The sequence below is a fragment of the Macrococcoides bohemicum genome, from assembly GCF_016865215.1.
Lineage (GTDB): Bacteria > Bacillota > Bacilli > Staphylococcales > Staphylococcaceae > Macrococcoides > Macrococcoides bohemicum.
Window position 1 is genome coordinate 2,284,638 of the sequence record NZ_CP054482.1, and the last position, 17,379, is coordinate 2,302,016.

15 protein-coding genes are annotated in these 17,379 nt (G+C 36.0%); all 15 read right to left on the reverse strand.

The window, feature by feature from the left end:
• Window positions 1-34: 34 nt before the first annotated feature.
• On the reverse strand, window positions 35-970 hold the full coding sequence (gene cysK / locus HT586_RS11955) for a cysteine synthase A (protein ID WP_407943975.1): 936 nt from the start codon (window positions 968-970) through the stop codon (window positions 35-37).
• A gap of 85 nt (window positions 971-1,055) precedes the next feature.
• The gene (hslO, locus tag HT586_RS11960) at window positions 1,056-1,928 is read right to left on the reverse strand and encodes an Hsp33 family molecular chaperone HslO (RefSeq protein WP_203545876.1); all 873 of its coding nucleotides are present in this window, start codon (window positions 1,926-1,928) and stop codon (window positions 1,056-1,058) included.
• Between the two features lie 60 nt (window positions 1,929-1,988).
• Complete coding sequence (gene ftsH, locus HT586_RS11965; RefSeq protein ID WP_133355179.1) at window positions 1,989-4,064, reverse strand: ATP-dependent zinc metalloprotease FtsH; 2,076 nt, start codon at window positions 4,062-4,064, stop codon at window positions 1,989-1,991.
• Between the two features lie 125 nt (window positions 4,065-4,189).
• Window positions 4,190-4,729, reverse strand: coding sequence for a hypoxanthine phosphoribosyltransferase (gene hpt / locus HT586_RS11970; RefSeq protein WP_096077834.1), 540 nt, complete (start codon window positions 4,727-4,729; stop codon window positions 4,190-4,192).
• Between the two features lie 3 nt (window positions 4,730-4,732).
• The gene (gene tilS / locus HT586_RS11975; protein WP_203545877.1) at window positions 4,733-5,956 is read right to left on the reverse strand and encodes a tRNA lysidine(34) synthetase TilS; all 1,224 of its coding nucleotides are present in this window, start codon (window positions 5,954-5,956) and stop codon (window positions 4,733-4,735) included.
• 70 nt (window positions 5,957-6,026) lie between these two features.
• The gene (locus HT586_RS11980) at window positions 6,027-6,413 is read right to left on the reverse strand and encodes a S1 domain-containing RNA-binding protein (protein ID WP_096077832.1); all 387 of its coding nucleotides are present in this window, start codon (window positions 6,411-6,413) and stop codon (window positions 6,027-6,029) included.
• Between the two features lie 105 nt (window positions 6,414-6,518).
• Window positions 6,519-6,899 carry an FtsB family cell division protein gene (locus HT586_RS11985; protein WP_096077831.1) on the reverse strand — a complete coding sequence of 127 codons (381 nt, stop codon included), beginning with the start codon at window positions 6,897-6,899 and terminating at the stop codon, window positions 6,519-6,521.
• 11 nt (window positions 6,900-6,910) lie between these two features.
• Window positions 6,911-7,180 (reverse strand): RNA-binding S4 domain-containing protein, encoded by a 270-nt coding sequence (locus HT586_RS11990; RefSeq protein WP_096077830.1) that lies wholly within the window; start codon window positions 7,178-7,180, stop codon window positions 6,911-6,913.
• A complete protein-coding gene (locus tag HT586_RS11995; protein WP_096077829.1) occupies window positions 7,167-8,336 on the reverse strand; it encodes a MazG family protein in 1,170 nt (389 codons plus the stop codon). Before HT586_RS11995 ends, HT586_RS11990 begins: the two co-directional genes overlap by 14 nt.
• Window positions 8,337-8,340: 4 nt before the next feature.
• Window positions 8,341-9,846 carry a polysaccharide biosynthesis protein gene (locus HT586_RS12000; RefSeq protein WP_219497831.1) on the reverse strand — a complete coding sequence of 502 codons (1,506 nt, stop codon included), beginning with the start codon at window positions 9,844-9,846 and terminating at the stop codon, window positions 8,341-8,343.
• Window positions 9,836-13,333, reverse strand: a complete 3,498-nt coding sequence (mfd, locus tag HT586_RS12005; protein WP_203545879.1) for a transcription-repair coupling factor — start codon at window positions 13,331-13,333, stop codon at window positions 9,836-9,838. Before mfd ends, HT586_RS12000 begins: the two co-directional genes overlap by 11 nt.
• Window positions 13,330-13,899: an aminoacyl-tRNA hydrolase gene (gene pth, locus HT586_RS12010; RefSeq protein WP_096077826.1), complete on the reverse strand. Its 570-nt coding sequence runs from the start codon at window positions 13,897-13,899 to the stop codon at window positions 13,330-13,332. Before pth ends, mfd begins: the two co-directional genes overlap by 4 nt.
• Before the next feature lie 83 nt (window positions 13,900-13,982).
• A complete protein-coding gene (locus HT586_RS12015) occupies window positions 13,983-14,630 on the reverse strand; it encodes a 50S ribosomal protein L25/general stress protein Ctc (RefSeq protein WP_133355173.1) in 648 nt (215 codons plus the stop codon).
• A 211-nt stretch (window positions 14,631-14,841) separates the two neighbouring features.
• Window positions 14,842-15,807 (reverse strand): ribose-phosphate diphosphokinase, encoded by a 966-nt coding sequence (locus HT586_RS12020; RefSeq protein ID WP_096078144.1) that lies wholly within the window; start codon window positions 15,805-15,807, stop codon window positions 14,842-14,844.
• Window positions 15,808-15,897: 90 nt separating this feature from the next.
• Window positions 15,898-17,256, reverse strand: coding sequence for a bifunctional UDP-N-acetylglucosamine diphosphorylase/glucosamine-1-phosphate N-acetyltransferase GlmU (glmU, locus tag HT586_RS12025; protein ID WP_133355171.1), 1,359 nt, complete (start codon window positions 17,254-17,256; stop codon window positions 15,898-15,900).
• Window positions 17,257-17,379 lie beyond the last annotated feature (123 nt).

Sequence of the window (17,379 nt, forward strand, 5' to 3'; positions counted from 1 at the left end):
TGAGACTTCTCGTCTCAGTCTATATTGATATGAATTAGTCCTGAAGGTTCGCAAATAAAGGTGTAGATAAATATCGTTCTCCATTACTTGGTAAAATTGCTACGACATTCTTACCACTACCTAATTCAACCGCTTTATCTATTGCCGCTTTAATTGCTGCTCCAGAAGAAATACCAGCTAATATTCCTTCTTCACGTGCTACTAAACGACTTGTTTCCATCGCTTCCTCATTTGTAACTTGTGTAATGCTTGTGTAAATTTCAGCGTTTAACGTTTTAGGTACAAATCCTGCACCAATACCCTGGATTTTATGCGGCCCTGGCTGTCCACCACTTAATACTGGTGAATCAGTTGGTTCTACTGCAATAATTTCAACATCTGGATTGTGTGCTTTTAATACTGCACCAGCTCCTGATAAAGTACCACCAGTACCAACTCCTGAAATAAATGCATCAATTGATAATCCTTCCATCGCTTTAACAATTTCAGGACCCGTCGTTAATTTATGCACTTCAGGATTCGACATATTCTCGAATTGCTGTGGCATAAAGTAACCGTGCTCATCTTTTAGTTCATTTGCTTTTGCAATCGCACCTTTCATACCTTCAGCACCCGGTGTTAACACTAACGTTGCACCGTATGCTTTAAGTAATGTACGACGCTCCTGACTCATTGTATCAGGCATCACTAAAGTGGCTTTGTAACCTTTTGCTGCTGCGACCATCGCTAAACCAATCCCTGTGTTACCTGAAGTCGGCTCTACTATATTATCTCCTGGCTTAATGATTCCTTCTTTTTCAGCAGCTTCGATCATCGCTAAAGCAATTCTATCTTTCACTGAACTACCTGGGTTTTGATACTCTAATTTCACATATACATCTGCAGCACCTTCCGGCACAACATTGTTTAATTTCACTAATGGCGTATTTCCAATTAAATCAGTAACGCGTTCTACTCTTAATGACATCATATTTTCCTCCAAATTGTAAAATTATTCTTACTTTTTTCATCGGAATAAGTATATCAAAATTAACATTTAAATAAAAATAATCCGTTTACGCGATGATGCTACGTAACTCGTCAGGTGTAAAATTATATTTCTCACGACAGAAATGACATTCAACTTCTGCGCCGCCATCTTCTTCTATCATGGATTCAACTTCTGCTTCACCGAGTCCTTTGATTGCAGTTAAGAATTTCTCTTTGCCGCAATGACACTTAAACTCAATTGGCATCGTATCGATAATACGAATATTATCTTCACCCAATATCTCTTCTAAAATTTGTTCAGGTGATAAACCTTTATCAATCAGATTAGAGATGGGTTCCATATTGTTAATGCGTTCTTCTAAAAACGAAATCGTTTCTTCGCTGGCAAATGGCAATAACTGAATAATAAATCCACCGGCTGCCTGTGTCAATTCTTCAGGTGTACATAATACGCCTAAGCCAACTGCTGCCGGTACCTGTTCACTTGTTGCAAAATAGTAGGCAAAATCTTCTGCGATTTCTCCGTTATGAATTTCTGTTGAACCAGTAAAGTAATCTCGCATACCGATATCTTTAACGACATTAATATAACCACTGCGCCCTACCGCTTCACCAACATCCATTTTTCCCGGTCTAATCGATTCCACCTGTACATGAGGATTTTGAACATAACCACGTACTTCACCTTTTGCATTTGCGTCAACAACAATTTGACCAAGTGGCCCACCACCGTTAATTGTTACCGTTAATTTCTCTTCGTTCTTAAGCATCGCACCCATCATTGCACCAACTGTCAAAGTACGACCAAGCGCAGCTGTGCCAACACGCCACGTATCATGTTTTTCCCTTGCAGTTTCGACTAAATTTGTTGTTCTTACACTAAATGCACGCACTTCATCATTAAATGCTAATGCTCTTACTAAATAATCTTTCGTCATTCTTTTTCTCCTTTTAAAAAGAGGCGGATTCGAAGCAACGCTTCTTCTCCGCCTTCAATTTTAGAATTTATCTTTGTCTAATTTATCAACTTTTGGTTCTGGTTCATTTTCCGATTCATCGATTGGCGCGTCAGGATTTTTTAATTGTTCCTTAACTTCTTCGTATGAAGAACCTGCGTCCTCTGAATCATTATCTTCAACATCTTTAACTGTCACTCTAGAATCATCGGTATTATCTACAACTACTTCTTTTTCTTTCATGTGATATAGATGTGAATCATCATAGCTTACTTCCGGTAAAGTACCGTCAACGAATAAACTATTGATTTGGTTTGCTACTAATGTTTCTTCTGTTAATAATGTCTTCGCAATTAAATCAAGTTTATCCTGATGTTTAAGAAGGATTTCTTTACATCTTGCATAACTTTCTTTAATAATACGTTGAACTTCAAGATCAATTTCATACGCAATCTGATCTGAGTAGTTCGGTTCATGACCCATGTCACGACCTAAGAATACTTCTCCTTGCGTTTGACCGAATTGTAATGGTCCAAGCTTATCACTCATACCATATTCAGTTACCATCTTACGTGCAATACCTGTTGCACGCTGGAAGTCATTATGCGCACCTGTAGATACTTCACCGAATGTGATTTCTTCTGCTACACGTCCACCTAATAATCCGACAATCTTATCTAATAATTCAGGTTTAGTCATAAAATAACGATCTTGTTTCGGTAACATCATCGCATATCCACCAGCTTGACCACGTGGCACGATTGTAACTTTATGTACCATTTCTGCTTCATCTAATACACAGCCGATAATTGTATGTCCCGCTTCGTGCCATGCAACGATATTTCTTTCTTTCTCAGAAATAACACGTGATTTCTTCGCTGGACCTGCAATAACACGGTCTGTTGCTTCATCAATATCACGCATATCAATCTTCGCCTTACCTTGACGTGCAGCGACAAGCGCTGCTTCGTTTAATAAGTTCTCTAAGTCTGCACCAGAGAAACCAGGTGTACGTTGACTTAAAGCTTTTAAATCTACTGTTTCATCAAGTGGTTTATTACGCGCATGTACTTTAAGTACTGCTTCACGGCCTTTAACATCCGGAGCTCCAACTTGAATTTGACGGTCAAAACGTCCAGGACGTAATAACGCTGGATCTAAAATATCAGGTCTGTTTGTCGCAGCAATCATAATGATGCCTTCGTTCTCACCGAAACCATCCATCTCAACTAATAATTGGTTCAATGTTTGTTCACGTTCATCGTGCCCACCACCGACACCAGCACCACGCTGACGTCCTACTGCATCAATCTCATCGATGAAAATGATACATGGCGCATTTTTCTTAGCATTTTCGAACAGGTCACGTACACGACTGGCACCGACACCGACGAACATTTCAACGAAGTCAGAACCACTGATAGAGAAGAATGGCACACCTGCTTCACCAGCAACTGCACGTGCGATTAACGTTTTACCTGTACCTGGAGGTCCTACTAAAAGCACACCTTTAGGAATACGTGCGCCCATTTTCACAAATTTCCGATTATCTTTTAAGAAATCTACAATTTCAATTAATTCTGCTTTCTCTTCATCCGCTCCAGCTACATCATTGAAGCGCACTTTTTTCTTTTTATCATCATAGAGCTTCGCTTTAGACTTACCGAAGTTCATAACACGGCCACCACCGCCGCCGCCTTGTGATTGAGATAGGAAGAAAATAAAGACAAATGCTAATAATAATAATGGAATTAATGTACTTAACATACCTAAAAATACATTTTCTTTATCAGCTGGCTTTATATCAAATTTCAAATCACCATCTTGCTCTTCAGCAATTTTAGTGATTTTATCTAAATCTTTTTGGTTGTTATACATCAATACTGATGTAAATGTTTCATTTGGTTTAGCACCTTTTAATGTTCCCTTGACTAAATATACATCTTGTCCAGGCTGGATCGTCATTTCTTTAACATTACCTTTTTCCAGCTGAGACATTAACTTCGTGTATGTCATCTGTTTTGGCATCGAACCCGTGCCATTAATCATTGAAAACACACCGAATAAGACGATACCTATTAGTGTTACCATCAATATACTACGAAAGGCTTTTTGCATTCACGTTGTCCTCCTACCTATTTGTAAAGCTAACAAAGATTTTAACATAATAAATGTTGTTCAATCTACTAATTAAACTTACACAATTTTTACAAATTTTATTTTCTTTTCAGTGCAATGCTTCACTATTTAGTATAAACTTCTTCTTTTAATAATCCAATGTATGGCAGATTACGATATTTTTCCTGATAATCTAACCCATAACCTACAACGAAATCATCAGGAATCTTCTCACCTACATATTTTGCCTCAATATCTACTTTGCGGCGTGTAGGCTTATCTAATAATGTTACGATTTCAATCGAATTCGCTTTGCGATATTTTAATAAATCAACGATTGCATTAAGCGTTGTTCCAGTTTCTAAAATATCTTCGATAATAATAATATCGCGCCCTTCAACAGAAACGTCTAGGTCTTTTAAAATTTTAACTTCTCCTGTTGATTCTGTGCCGCCATGATAAGATGAAACATCCATAAATTCCATTTCAACATGTGTATCAATATGCTTAATTAAGTCGGCCATAAATAGAATAGATCCTTTTAAAATTCCGACACATAAAGGTAGCTTACCTTCATAATCAGCAGTGATTTCTTTTCCAAGACGCTCACAAGCTGCTTCAATCTGTTCTTTTGTTAATACAATTGATTCAATATCATTATGCATGATTTAGTTCTCCTTTGTAATTGTTATTTTATTATTGAAAGGGTGATGGTTAGATTTATAATGGCCAATCGCTATTACTTCGTCTTCAACACAAATGATCGGTACTTTCGGACGGTCATAGACAGATACTTTTAAATCTTTAAGAATTCGTGCTACTTTTTGATGCATACCATTCATTCGGATGACATCTCCATCTTTTCTTGTTCGAATTGTGATTGGACCAATTTCATCTTTAATCTCTATTTTATAATCATTAAAGTAATATTTCCCGGGTGAAACCATTTCTAAATAGTCATCAGTCTTTTCATTTTTATTTCGTACTATCAATTTATCATATGCAATTTGAATATGCCAACCTGGAGCGATGTCAAACGAAGCGTGCTTCGCTTCACTTTGAAGTACACGTATTATTTCGTTTAACAAACTATAGCTTAAAGTATATTGTGCAACATATCTCTGAATAAATGTAAGCAGTACTTTTTGAATGACTAATCGATTTTCTTCTGACAACTTATATCGTGATAATGCATTATTTTCAATATCCATTTTATAATGCTCAACGTGTAAGTCGATTAAATCATCTACATCTTCCATATAATCAGCTAAATTCAATAACTGATGCTTATCTATTGAAGAATCATCTAATACTTTGAATACATCATTACGAATAAAGTTTCTTAAATATTTGCTGTCTGCATTCGATGCATCTGTCATATATGGCACATTAAATTCATGTGCATACTCTATTAATTCAGCTTTACTCACATTTATTAAAGGACGCATTAGTCGATAACCATCACGTATAACCACTTGCTGAATATTTATCGGTTGATAGTGGTATCGATTCGTCATTAGTCTAAAAAATATCGTTTCGAGCTGATCATCTTTATGGTGCGCTGTTAATAAACAGTCAATATGCTTTATATTAATTTGTGTTTCGAAAAAATGGTATCTAATATCTCGTGCTTCACGCTGGATACTTTTGTTCGGGTTAAATGCGTTTTTAGGAATCGTATAAGTAATTAATTCGATATTATGCTGCTTACAATATGCTTGAATCATTTTTTCTTCTTCATCTGATACGTCACGTAACTGATGATTAACATGCAATACATATAACTTCTTATGATGGTTTAATACGTTCACCTTATCGAGCAATACCATGCTATCGACGCCACCCGAAACAGCAACCGCTATGGTGTCATATTCATTCCATAAACATTCCAAAATCTCACCACCTCAACAAAAGAAGAGCTCAGGGTCAGACCCTAGCTCTTGATTTAGATAAACAAACGTATTAACGCTTTGATCCTCTTCCACCACGACGTGACTCTGTTTGACGTTTAATTGAAGTTAGTCGATCTTCACTGTCTTTTAAGAAATTTGATAATTTTTTTTCAAAGTCTTCAGGCTTTTTCTCAACTTTTGGCGGTGCAGGTTTTCTTGGGCGTTCTTTTGCTTTTTTAATTGAAAGGCTAATCTTTCCATCATCACCAATTGTTAATACTTTAACTTCTACTTCATCGCCAACTTTTAAATGTTCAGCAATATTTTCTACGTAACTATCTGCAACTTCACTAATGTGAACTAGTCCGCTTTTGCCTTCTGGTAACTCAACGAATGCACCGAAATTTTTAACGCCTGTAACTTTACCTTTTAATTTGTTTCCAACTTCAATTGCCATAAGTTTAATAAATCCTCCCGATTAATTCTTCATAATATATCATTATATGCTTGATTTTCTCTTTTTACAACTTGATTAATCAAATTATCTGTGAAGTCTGACTTATTAAGTTCCATCTTCCTTTTTATCTTTTTCAGGAATCTTAAAGATTACTTCTCCATCATTACTCAAGAAATATTCACTACGTGCAATCTTTTCAATATATTCTTTACTATTAAGCTGTTTTAAACGTTCTTTCAGTGCGATTTCTTTATCTTTAAGTTTTTCCAGCTCGACAGTTTGTTTCGCTTGTTCCTGCTTCAAAGCTCTATTTGTATTCATTTGCATAAAGAGAAGTAACGTTAAAAATAATAAGATAGCAAGAAGAATACCCCCAAAAACTGTCATACGTTTCTTTACAATCTTGCTACTTTTACGATTCAATCGATTAATGCGAGCCTGTTCCTTCGTGTATTCATTTTCAATTTTACGTACTTCTTTAGCCATACGTAACACTCCTACTCAAAAGGCTGTTCAATTTTTTCTTCTTTTTTTACTTCAAACATCCCTTTTGCATTATCTTTTGTTGCATGTTCTTTCAAGTCTGTGACTTCAACCGTAATGATGCGTTGTCCTAAACGTACTTCTAATTCATCACCAACAGCTACAGTGCTTGAAGCCTTCGCAACATTACCATTGATTTTAATTCTCCCTTGGTCACTCACTTCTTTTGCTAACGTACGACGTTTAATTAAACGTGATACTTTTAAATATTTATCGAGTCTCATCTATTCCACCTTCAATTTCTTTCAAAGCATCTTTTAAAGATACGTTTTGAATTTTATTCAAATCATATAACTTTAAGAATATATCTGCAAAAATTTTCTCTCTTTTCACAGTACGTTCTTGTTTTCCTTCTTTCGCTTTAGCATCTTTCCAGACATCATGTAATTCATCTACGGTTGATATTGATTCATCTCCAAACACATGTGGGTGACGACGAATCATTTTATCGGTAATGCTCTTTACTACTTCTCTCGCATCGAACATGTAATCTTTTTTTGCAATGGCACTATGAAATACCACTTGTAATAATATATCGCCTAACTCTTCGATGATGTTATCAATATCATCATTATCAATTGCTTCAAACAATTCATATGTTTCCTCTAATAAATATCGTTTCAAACTCTGATGCGTTTGTTCTTTATCCCATGGACATCCATTTTCTCCTACAAGCGTATCCATCACTGCTGTGAAATATTCAAAGTCACCTGATAATTGCTCATCATTTAATGGCGGTACAAAAAGTGACGTTAAATTGGATAACGCAAAATCATGATCCATTTCATACAAAGGTCGCCATATTACATCTGCATCTTCTCCACGTGCACCTGTAACGATAGCAACATTATGTTCAGCAGGGTATAATTCTAACAATGAAACTTTTACATCACTTGCGATCAACTGATCATACACTTGCGTTACAATGAGGCCATTTCCAGGATTAATTGATGATGCATCAAGCATCGTTCCGTCAAGCATCTGAAAGCCATTGTTTGGATCAAACTGCACTGCCTGGAACAGGTCATCGATAAAGCTTTTTCCGCCTAATATTTCAATATTTAAAGTGTTATCTGCAAGCAATAACTCAGTTGTTGATTCTGCAACCATCGGATGACCGGGCACTGCATAGATAACATCTTCAGTTTTAGCCAGCATTTTCAGGCGACTTACAATTTCTTCATAGACATTGCTGAAATCATCATTTTCTTCATATACTTCATCAAAGCTAATCCATTCAATCTCTTCTAAATCTTCAACAACTGGGTGACGCATTGTTCTCACATAAACTTTGTCTGCCTTATTTAAAAAGCGATATATTCCAAAAGGTAACTCATCCAGACCATAGTTCCCTAGACCTACAACTGTTATTTTATTCATCCAATCACTCTCTCATTAATTTATTCATCACACTACCGAATGGTAAATGTTGCCACTCTTCACTCGTTATAATCTTCCACTTAATCATAGCATACAATACAATAATGCCTCCTGTAATTACCCCGATAAGTGCGACAGAAAGCGCACCGATACGTGTATTAAAATCTATCATCATTTCAAGTTGAATTAATACACTCATCACTAAAAGTGCTATGCCCCACTTAATCAAAAATGATTGAAAAGCAATTTCGTACCGATGTACAACACCGATATGTAACACGTATGCATAGACGAATAATCCTGTAACTGTTGCGAGTGCAGCACCTTTAATATCAAAGCGAGATATCAGTAATAAGTTGAGTATGATTTTTACCCCTAATCCTAAACCAATCCCCCATAGTTGTATGCGATAGGCTTCAAAGATTTGAAGCATTGCAGTGTACATAATGATAAGTGATACGAAAATGATAGCTAACATATAAATAAACAGCGCTTCATAACCTGCCACAGACTTGAACAGGAACATATTAAATGGTTTAATTAAATTCATTAACCCTATAGCAGCAGCGCTACTAAAAACGATAGTAATTTTAAGCGCACTATTCGCATAGCTATTCATCTGCTTCAAGTCGTGTCTTTGTTTGCATTCCGAAAGCAATGGAATCAGTACAAGCGAGAAAGAAGTTGTAACAATAAGTCCCATTTGAATAAGTGACGCCCCACGATCATATATCCCTTTTAGTGCTTTAGCCTCTTCAAGCGACATTAATATTTTCAGTTGATTAATGACTGTAAAGCTATCTATAAGCTGCCACAGAATCATAATTAGATAACTCAAACTATAAAATACAATCAGCGTAATAAAACTTCGATATGATCCTGCATTATTTCCTCGGTAATTAATGGTTTGACGTTTATCTTGCCACTTCAAATAAATACAAGCTCCAAGTAAACCGGCAAATGAACCAAAAATACTTAATGCACCACTTTGATAGACTGATAAGTCCATCCATACAAATAATCCAATCGAAATCAATATAATAGATACACGTACTACCTGATCAATCACCTGAGAATAAGCAATTTCTTTCATTGCATGATTCATCTGCAGTTTCCCGCGAATCATCGCAACTGCTGGAAATGGTAGCAACACTAAACTGGAGACGCGTAACATATTACTTAGCATTGGGTCACCCATTAAATTTGCAATGATATCGCTACAAATTAATACGACCACCAATACCGACATGCTTATCCAGGTAATTTGTTTATATAATTTTCCTATAAATGACTTTTCATAACGAGATTGACTGATAACTGATGGAATTGCATTTAACGACAGTACTGAAACTATCGCAATGATTGGATATACTTGCTGATAGGCATAGAGACCCGTATCACCTAAAATATTTTGATAGGGTACGCGATATATCGCACTTAAAATTTTCACGATTAACATCGTTATTGTCAGTATAATCACGCTGTTAAATGCCGGGTTCTTATTCTCCATCAATCTCGATTCCTTCTTGTATTTGATGCGTGAGTTGTACTAATGCAGCAAGCCAGTTTGCATTTTTCTTCAGCTTAAATGTCATTATATTGTCTTTATATTCTATTTTTAAGTCTCGACCGAAACCTTCTGTCGCTTTAAATAAACGTTCACCGTTAATTTTATTCGTTGTTGCAATGCTTGACTCAAGCACAACCGACTTACCTGTATCTTTCACATTCACAATACCAAATGCTAAAGCATTTATCCTGATTTCAACGATCTTCATTAACTGATCTACCGCTTCAGGATATTCACCGTATCGATCGGTCATTTCATCCTGAATATCCATTAATTCTGATTCTGTCGTTACGCTGCGTAGCTTTTTATAAAATTCAATCTTCGCTTGTTCTTCACGAATATAGTCAGCTGGAATATATGCATCAACTTCTACTTCTATTTCTAGTTGAGGCACTTCTTCGACTTGTTTAATACCACGTTTTTCATTAACCGCTTGCTGCAGCATTTCAGAATACAAATCATACCCTACAGAATCAATAAAGCCATGTTGCTGTCGACCAAGCAAATTCCCTGCGCCACGAATATTTAAATCACGCATTGCAATTTTAAATCCAGAGCCAAGCTCAGTAAATTCTTTTATTGCCTGCAAACGCTGTTCAGCCACTTCAGTGAGTACTTTATTTGGTGCGTGCAAGAAGTAGGCATAACTAATACGATTACTACGACCGACGCGACCACGTAACTGATACAGTTGACTTAAGCCAAATCGGTCTGCATCTTCAATTATTAAAGTATTGGCATTCGGTACATCGACACCCGTTTCGATAATTGTTGTTGTCACTAAAATGTCGTATTCACCATTAATAAACCTAAGCATCGTTTCTTCCAGTTCACGTTCTGATAATTGACCATGCGCAACAGCAATGCGCGCGTCAGGCATCATCATCTCTAACTGTTCAGCTTTCTGATAAATGCTCGCTACACGATTGTATAGATAAAATACTTGTCCGTTACGTGCTAATTCACGTTCCATCGCTTCTTTAATAAAGTTATGTTGATATTCCAGTACATACGTCTGTACCGGAAATCTATTTTCCGGTGGTGTTTCAATAACCGATAAGTCACGTACACCCAGTAAACTCATATGCAATGTTCTTGGAATTGGTGTTGCTGTAAGCGTTAATACATCGACATTTGTCTTCAACGCTTTAATTTTCTCTTTATGTGTAACACCAAATCGTTGCTCTTCATCGACGATAAGCAAGCCTAAATCTTTATACACAATATCTTTGCTCAGTAGTTTATGTGTACCGACTACAATATCAACGAATCCAGACTTTAATCCTTTTTTCGTTTCATCTATCTCTTTCTTTGATCTGAAACGGCTCATCATTTGTATTTCAACCGGATAATCCTGCATACGCTCAATTAAAGTCTCATAATGTTGTTGTGCGAGTATTGTCGTCGGCACTAAAAATGCAACTTGTTTACCATCAAGTACCGCTTTGAACGCTGCACGAACAGCGACTTCAGTTTTACCGTAACCTACGTCACCGCAAAGCAGACGATCCATCGGTTTACGCTTTTCCATATCTTGCTTAATTTCAACGAGACTTTGTACCTGGTCTGCAGTTGGTTCATATGGAAAGTCCATTTCAAACGTTTCCTGTGCCTCAGTATCAGGTCCGAATTGGTATCCTTCAATGCGTTCACGCTCTTGATATAACTTCAATAATTCTTCAGCGATATCTTCAACGCTTTGTTGAACGCGCGCTTTTGTCTTTTTCCATTCTGTGCCTCCGAGTTTGTTTAGCTTCGGCTCTTTATCTTCTGAACCAACAAACTTTTGCACATAATTCATTTGATCGACTGGTACAAACAGTTGATCTGTCCCTTTATATTGAATTTTAATATAGTCTTTATGCATCTTATTGACGAGTAAGGTCTCAACACCCATATAACGTCCTACGCCATGATGCACATGGACAATGTAGTCGCCAACATTTAATTCCTGATAAGATTTAATTTTCTCAGCATTCGATAACTTCTTCGTACGTTTAGGTTTTTCTTTGCGTAATTTAAATAGCTCGCGTTCAGTGATAACAACAAGTTTCATAAACGGTAACTCGAAACCTTCTGACAAATCACCTTCGACAATTATACTAATGCCTGGTTTACTTCCCTTAACATCAAGCGTTACAGGTAGTTTCATATCAGCAAGCATCGATTTAATCTTATCTTTTCTCGTTGCATTACTTGCCAGTACAACGATATTGAAGTCATTTTTTCTGAAACGATCAAACTCAGAGAACATTAAATCATATTGTCCGTAAAACTGCTGCAATGGTTTACAAGAGAATTTATAGATATTTTGTAACTTCACAGGCATAGCAGCAGTAAACAGTGTAAAGTATGCCACATTAAATTGATTCATTAGTGTTTCAAAGCTATCTTCTTTAATAAAAGTCTGACCGACAAATCCACGACCCGATTCAATTAAAGATTGGTGAAATTCACTTGTTTCGCGAATACTTGATTCTATCGCTTCGTTTACACGATTAATTTCATCAACAATCACAATTGCTTCTTTATCAAAGTAATCAATAATCGTCGTCTCTTTATCATAAACAAATTTTACAACGCGACGCAAAATATTATGATTAAGTATTTCTCCCATATTCATTTTGATCGTTTGATACGTATCACGTAAATCATCTCTCACATTTGTCGCAATCTTTTGGCGTGTTGTCTCAAATGCTTCTGATAAATTAGATTCAAGTAGTTCTATATCTTTACTCGTAAAAATAAATTCACTTGCAGTAGAAATTTCAACTGAATCAATATTATTTAATGAGCGTTGACTGTCCGCATCAAAATAACGAATAGCGTCTACTTCCGTATCGAATAATTCAATGCGGACCGGCTCACCAATCATCGGAAAAATATCAATTAATCCACCACGTACTGAAAATTGACCAAGCGTCGTTACGCGCTCACTTTTTTGGTATCCCATATATACTAAATCTTGTTGCAGTTGAATGAGATCAATATCTTCTCCAATTTTTATTTCACGATGATAGTCTGTAAATAATTCCGGTCGACTTACAAGCTTTTGAAGTCCGTTAATCGGCACGAGAAATAACCCAGCTTGACCTTTCGCCAGGTGGGTAAGTGTGCGAATACGTTCACGCATTAAGTCTGGACTTTTTGTCGAGAACTCTTCAATCATAATATCTTGTACCGGAAACTTAAACAATTCTTCTTCATCAATGAGTTGTGCTAAATCATTTTCTAATTTTTCTGCCTGAAACAAGTTACTTGTCACGACAATCATTTGTTTTTTATGGCTAAAATAACTTTCCGCAAGAATTACAGCTTTTGCACTTGGATTTAATCCAGTCACTAATATATTTTGTTTACCAAGTGAATCATTAAACTCATTAAATCGTTCATCACTATTCAACAATTTATCTATTATCTGTCTCATACATCACCATTATATTGATTCATAACATTTTCGAATCGCTCTCCACCGATAAATGTTTCAAGTGCTTCGATTGTATGATCAATCACTTTCTGCATCGTTATCATTTCGTCTTCACTAAATTTCTGCAATACATAATCAACCACAGGTTTACGACCTTCAGGACGACCAATGCCTAAACGAATACGCTTAAATTCCTGTGTCCCTAAATGTTGTATAATTGAGCGCATACCATTCTGCCCACCAGCAGAACCTTTCTGACGAATACGAATACGACCTTGTGGCATATCGAGATCGTCATATAGTACAACTAAATCCTCTACAGCTACTTTATAATAATCCATTAACGGACGAACCGCTTCACCTGATAAATTCATATACGTCATCGGTTCAATAATCAGTACTTTCTCACCATTAATATTTGCTACTGTATAGTTTCCTTTAAATTTCTGTTTATCTAACTCTATATTATGTTTCTTCAAAAATTCATCTACGACCATAAAACCTACATTATGTCGTGTATCTTCATATTTCTTACCTATATTACCTAATCCAACGATACATTTCATATTTAAATCCTCCGCTTAATCATTATCACTATTATAATATAAAAAAAGAGACATACAAATGCATGTCCCTTGGATTCGAATAATTATTCAGCTTTTTCTTCTGATTTCTCTTCGCTTTCAGCAGCTTCAGTTCCTTCCGCTACTTCACCTTCTGCCGCTTCGCCTTCTTCAGCAGGCTCTTCAACTGTTGGAGGTACTAGAGAAACGATTGCTTCATCATCTTCATTGTTGATTGTGTAAGCTTTATCTGCTTTTAAATCACCAACAGTGATTGTATCACCGATATTTAATTCAGTAACATCGACTTCGATGTTTTCAGGGATATCATCAGGTGTTGCAGTAACAGATAATTGGAATAATGGTTGTTGAACAACGCCGCCTTCTTTCACGCCTTCAGCTTCACCCACTAAGTTTACTACTACATCAACTGTTAATTCAGATTTCATATTGATTGCTAAAAAGTCGATATGCGTAATTTTGTTTTTAATCGGATTGATTTGGTAGTCAGATACCATAACCTTAACTGTGTTTGAACCTACTTCAAGTTCGATAACACCGTTACGTCCAACTTCACGGATTACTTTAATGAAATCAACTTCTTCAACTTTAACTGAAGTGTTTTTAGCACCATAACCGTATATTACAGCTGGAATCTTACCTTCGTTACGTACTTTGTTTAAACTTGAACGCGTTTGTTTACCTTGTCTAATCGTTGCTTTTAATTTACTCATAATTATTACTCCTTTTGTGCGCACTTCTTTGCGCTCCTACACCTTACCCATCAGTTGTGATAACCTGCTTGCAAAGTGTTTATTTGTCTTAAATGTTTAACACATAATTAATAAATACCCCGTTAAACTTCTTCTAAACATTTTTATTTTTAAAAATTTTTAATAATAAAAAAACACAATGTTACGCATCAACATTGTGTCTAAAGCACTATTAATCAAATAAAATACTTACAGATTCTTGTTCATATACACGAACGATTGCTTGTGCCAATAATTCACCAACCGATAATTGTTTAATTTTTGCTGGTTTATTTTCTTCAGGTAATAAAATAGAGTTTGTAACAACTAATTCTTTAATTGCTGAGTTTTCAATTCTTTCATAAGCAGGGCCTGATAATACAGGGTGTGTACAACATGCATATACTTCTTTTGCACCTTTGTCGATTAACGCTTGAGCAGCTAATGTGATTGTACCTGCTGTATCGATGATGTCATCAATGATGATTGCAGTTTTCCCATTAATATCACCCACGATATTCATAACTTCAGAAACATTTGGTTTTGGACGACGTTTATCGATAATTGCGATCGGTGCTTTTAAGCGATCTGCCATCTTACGCGCACGTGTCACTCCACCATGGTCAGGTGAAACGATAACCAATGAATCTTTATCGATTTCTTCTTTCGCTTCGAAGTAATCAGAAAGAATAGGTACGCCCATTAAATGGTCAATCGGTAAATCGAAGAAACCTTGAATTTGAGGTGCATGTAAATCTAAAGCAATAACGCGGTCTGCACCAGCTTTTTCAATCATATCTGCAACTAATTTCGCAGTGATTGGCTCACGACTACGTGCTTTACGGTCTTGACGTGCATAACCATAATAAGGCATTACAACGTTAATTGTTACTGCTGAAGCACGTTTTAATGCATCAATCATGATTAATAATTCCATTAAATGTTCATTTACCGGATTAGATGTCGGTTGAACGATAAATACATCACATCCACGAATACTTTCTTCGATGTTGATTTGAACTTCTCCATCACTGAAACGTTTAACGCTTGATTTTCCTAAAGGAATCCCTACCTCTTTAGCAATTTCTTCAGCTAAAGGCTGGTTAGCGTTTAGAGAAAAAATCTTTAAAGTTGTATTTCTGTATTCATTATTCATCATCATTTTGTAATGCCCCCATTTTAGATATCGTATTATTTATCGCTTTCTGTATATGAAATAACTTTACTATGACCTTAATATTATACATTACTATGCTTTATCGTAGTAGCCTTCTTTTGTAGTTTGTCTTGCACGTCCTAAAGCCAGACTTTTATTTGGCACATCATCTGTAATGGTAGAGCCTGCAGCCACAAAAGATTCATCTCCAATATGAAGTGGCGCTACAAGATTTGAATTACATCCGATAAACGAATCTTTACCAACAACAGTTTTAAACTTGTTTTTGCCATCATAATTTACAGTAATCGCACCACAGCCAATGTTTGTACGTGCACCGATTTCAGCATCACCAATATAGCTTAAATGTGAAACTTTCGCTTCATCTTCTAGTTTAGATTTTTTAATTTCTACGAAGTTACCAATCTTAACTTCTTTACCTACATCACTACCTGGACGAAGCTGTGCAAAGGGTCCAATTGCCGTTCTTTCATCAACAAATGATTCTGAAATATATGATTGTTTTACTGTAACATCGTCCTTTATTTCACTATTCTCAATCGTAGTGTGCGCAGTAATTACTACGCCTTCACCAATTTTAGTATTCCCTTTTAACATAACGCCTGGCTCAATAACAGTATCCGCTCCGATTTCAACATCTTTATCAATATACGTTGTCAGCGGATCAATAATTGTCACACCATTCATCATGTGCATTTTATTAATACGTAAACGCATCGTTTGTTCAGCAATCGATAAATTATAGCGATCATTTATACCTAACGTTTCACTGAAATCTTCAGTAACAAACGCTTCTACAATTTCACCTTGTGCACGTAATAATTTAATCACATCAGGTAAATAATACTCACCTTGTGCATTATCATTATCAACTTGCTTTAATAATTCGAATAATAATTTATTATCAAAACAGAAAGTACCAGAACTAATTTCATTGACTAATTTTTCTTCAATGTTAGCATCCTTTTCTTCTACAATACGTTCAACACTACCGTGTTCGTCACGAATAATACGTCCATATCCGAACGGTGTATTCGTTTTAGCTGAAAGAATCGTTGCTTTTGCACCAGTTGTTTCATGATGTGCTACAAAGCCTTGAATTGTCTCTTCTGAAATTAAAGGTGTGTCTCCACAAATTACAATTGTCGTACCTTCTTTATCTGCTAAATGCTCTGCAGCCATTTGAACAGCGTGTGCAGTCCCTAATTGTTCTGTCTGCATGCTGAATTGAGATTGATCTGCTAAAGCACGCTTTACATCTTCAGCGCCATATCCAACGATTGTAACGATATCTGTTACACCTGCTGCTTTAATATTATCTATTACATGCTGTACCATTGGTTTACCACAGACAGGATGTAATACTTTATGTAGTTTTGACTTCATTCGTGTCCCTTTTCCTGCAGCTAAAATAACAGCTTGTTTTGTCATATATATTATCCCCCAGTAAAACATTTTTTTATAAGCTATGAGATGTGTAATCTGCTCAGTTATTTTTATTTTAACATACATTATGTATATTTCGATAAACAAAAAAGCGTGTCTGATAATTTG

Excerpts from the sequence above, each read along its gene's own strand:
- cysK (WP_407943975.1), bottom strand. The coding sequence starts at position 970 with ATGATGTCATTAAGAGTAGAACGCGTTACTGATTTAATTGGAAATACG.
- hslO (WP_203545876.1), bottom strand. The coding sequence starts at position 1,928 with ATGACGAAAGATTATTTAGTAAGAGCATTAGCATTTAATGATGAAGTG.
- ftsH (WP_133355179.1), bottom strand. The coding sequence starts at position 4,064 with ATGCAAAAAGCCTTTCGTAGTATATTGATGGTAACACTAATAGGTATC.
- hpt (WP_096077834.1), bottom strand. The coding sequence starts at position 4,729 with ATGCATAATGATATTGAATCAATTGTATTAACAAAAGAACAGATTGAA.
- HT586_RS11980 (WP_096077832.1), bottom strand. The coding sequence starts at position 6,413 with ATGGCAATTGAAGTTGGAAACAAATTAAAAGGTAAAGTTACAGGCGTT.
- HT586_RS11985 (WP_096077831.1), bottom strand. The coding sequence starts at position 6,899 with ATGGCTAAAGAAGTACGTAAAATTGAAAATGAATACACGAAGGAACAG.
- HT586_RS11990 (WP_096077830.1), bottom strand. The coding sequence starts at position 7,180 with ATGAGACTCGATAAATATTTAAAAGTATCACGTTTAATTAAACGTCGT.
- HT586_RS11995 (WP_096077829.1), bottom strand. The coding sequence starts at position 8,336 with ATGAATAAAATAACAGTTGTAGGTCTAGGGAACTATGGTCTGGATGAG.
- HT586_RS12000 (WP_219497831.1), bottom strand. The coding sequence starts at position 9,846 with ATGGAGAATAAGAACCCGGCATTTAACAGCGTGATTATACTGACAATA.
- mfd (WP_203545879.1), bottom strand. The coding sequence starts at position 13,333 with ATGAGACAGATAATAGATAAATTGTTGAATAGTGATGAACGATTTAAT.
- pth (WP_096077826.1), bottom strand. The coding sequence starts at position 13,899 with ATGAAATGTATCGTTGGATTAGGTAATATAGGTAAGAAATATGAAGAT.
- HT586_RS12015 (WP_133355173.1), bottom strand. The coding sequence starts at position 14,630 with ATGAGTAAATTAAAAGCAACGATTAGACAAGGTAAACAAACGCGTTCA.
- HT586_RS12020 (WP_096078144.1), bottom strand. The coding sequence starts at position 15,807 with ATGATGAATAATGAATACAGAAATACAACTTTAAAGATTTTTTCTCTA.
- glmU (WP_133355171.1), bottom strand. The coding sequence starts at position 17,256 with ATGACAAAACAAGCTGTTATTTTAGCTGCAGGAAAAGGGACACGAATG.